This window comes from Microcystis sp. LE18-22.4A, from assembly GCF_027531105.1.
Lineage (GTDB): Bacteria > Cyanobacteriota > Cyanobacteriia > Cyanobacteriales > Microcystaceae > Microcystis > Microcystis aeruginosa.
The window spans coordinates 1-3176 of the sequence record NZ_JAPZRB010000198.1 but is presented as its reverse complement, the minus strand read 5'-3'; the positions used below and the strand labels follow the sequence as shown (position 1 = coordinate 3176).

The window sequence follows — 3176 nt, the reverse complement described above, 5'->3', positions numbered from 1 at the left end:
GTGGTCGAGGGAATCAATAATAAACTTAAACTAATAAAACGGAGAGGCTATGGCTTGAGAAACTTTCGGAATTTTTGGGTTAGAAGTATGTTGTCTTGGCATCTTGTCTGTTGATTTAGCATAAAGAGTAACGAAGAGCCCTAAGAAGTTAAAAGTTGTTGTCTGGGTGTGCTCCGACCCCGGCTCCGACTCGTTTCCATTAATTAAACTTGCTAAGAAGTTAAAAGCGGTAGCTCAAGTCGGGACCTTTCCCGTGTGACAACAGTTTCCATTAATTAAACTTGCTAAGAAGTTAAAAGTTACCCCCTTGGGTACGCCCCATAGTACTTGTGTTTCCATTAATTAAACTTGCTAAGAAGTTAAAAGACTGCTGGTCGCTGCAGGCAGTATAGTTTATACAATAAAATTGTTTCCATTAATTAAACTTGCTAAGAAGTTAAAAGCATTCTTGTCGTCGGATCAATTCCAGGGTCAGCTTTGGTTTCCATTAATTAAACTTGCTAAGAAGTTAAAAGTTATTATCGCAATAGTTACAACGCTGTATTGCGATAAAATGTCGTTTCCATTAATTAAACTTGCTAAGAAGTTAAAAGCATTCTTGTCGTCGGGTCATTTCCAGGGGCAACTTTTGGTTTCCATTAATTAAACTTGCTAAGAAGTTAAAAGACACAACAAGTCCCGATAATATACGGGAAGTTTACTCTCTGTTTCCATTAATTAAACTTGCTAAGAAGTTAAAAGACGAAAAGCCAAAGCTTAAGCCCAAGCCCAAGCAGGTTTCCATTAATTAAACTTGCTAAGAAGTTAAAAGAAATCGTCAGAGTGGAATCTGGAGGCTCGCTACATGGGGGTTTCCATTAATTAAACTTGCTAAGAAGTTAAAAGATGACGTTAAATCCGCCAAATGGACTCTGGAGGATCGCTACATGGGGTTTCCATTAATTAAACTTGCTAAGAAGTTAAAAGTAGCAAAAGAGTGCCTCGAGTACGAGGAACTCGATGTTTCCATTAATTAAACTTGCTAAGAAGTTAAAAGATTGTCAATAACATGCTGCAAAACAACGCAATCAAGTTTCCATTAATTAAACTTGCTAAGAAGTTAAAAGAAATCACAGAATTCGGGAAGTTCCTCGTGAACCTTATCCGTTTCCATTAATTAAACTTGCTAAGAAGTTAAAAGTTGTTTATTTGTTCTGCAGCCTTTGTTATTCACTGCGTTTCCATTAATTAAACTTGCTAAGAAGTTAAAAGACAGCAACAAGATCGGCGAACTCACTGGCGAGGCGAAAGCCATCCGTCAAGTTTCCATTAATTAAACTTGCTAAGAAGTTAAAAGAAGGAGCGAGCTTGCTCCTTAGAAACCGAAAAGGAATGTTTTGTTTCCATTAATTAAACTTGCTAAGAAGTTAAAAGCGTTTTGGCAGCAATATATCTGTCTGATATGAGTTGTTTCCATTAATTAAACTTGCTAAGAAGTTAAAAGGTTCTTGTGGTTATTTCTGTCGGTCCTTGCCGGCGTTATGATTGTTTCCATTAATTAAACTTGCTAAGAAGTTAAAAGACCGACTGGAATCTCAACGTAGGATTCCTTGGCGGTAGTGTTTCCATTAATTAAACTTGCTAAGAAGTTAAAAGAATGGTTTCAGGGTTGAGAGTTTGGAAGCTGTAAAAGAGTTTCCATTAATTAAACTTGCTAAGAAGTTAAAAGTCCTACAAGCAATCGCGGAGGGACTGGGAATCACCAAACGTTTCCATTAATTAAACTTGCTAAGAAGTTAAAAGGTTTCCTTGAGAAAGGAGAGACTCTGAGTCCCTCGTTTCCATTAATTAAACTTGCTAAGAAGTTAAAAGCCGCAAGCACTGTGGGAGATACTTCGTTCTCTTCAGAGTTTCCATTAATTAAACTTGCTAAGAAGTTAAAAGTAATCTTATGCCTAACAATAGCACTCGCAGTAGTGCTATGTTTCCATTAATTAAACTTGCTAAGAAGTTAAAAGAGAACTAAAAAACATGGGAAGACTAAACCCGTCGGATAAAAGAGTTTCCATTAATTAAACTTGCTAAGAAGTTAAAAGCTTGATGATTACGCTTTTACTGTTAAACAGCGTAGGTTTCCATTAATTAAACTTGCTAAGAAGTTAAAAGGTCCTACAAGCCCTCGCCGAGGGACTGGGAATCACCAAACGTTTCCATTAATTAAACTTGCTAAGAAGTTAAAAGCTGGGCTTTAATGTTGGTATTGTGGGTAGCTTGCACCGTTTCCATTAATTAAACTTGCTAAGAAGTTAAAAGTCAGAGAAAAAAGTCCTGAGGGAATTCGGTTTCGATATGTTTCCATTAATTAAACTTGCTAAGAAGTTAAAAGCCAAGCGCGATTTAAACCAATTTCTACAGGCAGAAAATGTTTCCATTAATTAAACTTGCTAAGAAGTTAAAAGCCCGTTTCGATGGGCATGACCGGTGGTTGCAACGTGTGGTTTCCATTAATTAAACTTGCTAAGAAGTTAAAAGGAAGACACTAAAGGCTTGTGGGCCTTTGGTTTTCTTCGTTTCCATTAATTAAACTTGCTAAGAAGTTAAAAGAAAAAATGAAAAACCTCACTGATGAGCAATTGTATCGGTTTCCATTAATTAAACTTGCTAAGAAGTTAAAAGTTGGACAGGAGTAAAAACCATGCAGCCAATAACAACAGCTGTTTCCATTAATTAAACTTGCTAAGAAGTTAAAAGTTTCCATTGTTGGCGGGGTCGCAATTGGATTGTTCTTATGGGTAGACGATTGTTTCCATTAATTAAACTTGCTAAGAAGTTAAAAGGGTTTGTGATTAACCAACAGGTAAGCGAGCAAAAACGTTTCCATTAATTAAACTTGCTAAGAAGTTAAAAGTATACACGCCCTACAATCCGAGTGTCCGTATTTCAGTTTCCATTAATTAAACTTGCTAAGAAGTTAAAAGCCATTCGTTAGTCCGTTTGGATTCAGTCGAATCCAAGTTTCCATTAATTAAACTTGCTAAGAAGTTAAAAGGTGAAAAGGGGAGCAAGTCAGTTTTGTCAGAACATAAATACTATTCAATAGCTAAAGACTGTTATTTAGGTAAGCACAGCGGTGTTTAAGCACTTGAGGGATATTTTCTTCATTCCACTGGGCTCCAGAAATTTTCAGTCGTCGGTCA

At 36.5% G+C, this 3176-nt stretch carries 1 protein-coding gene and 1 CRISPR repeat array; the gene reads left to right on the top strand.

Features of this window, described 5'->3' with window-relative positions; genetic code table 11:
• Nucleotides 1-114: transposase (locus tag O9295_RS08585; protein WP_287627018.1), on the top strand; the 114-nt coding region annotated here is incomplete at its 5' end.
• A gap of 78 nt (nt 115-192) precedes the next feature.
• Nucleotides 193-3028: direct repeats of the CRISPR family, unit length 35 nt; unit sequence GTTTCCATTAATTAAACTTGCTAAGAAGTTAAAAG.
• Between the last annotated feature and the right edge of the window lie 148 nt (nt 3029-3176).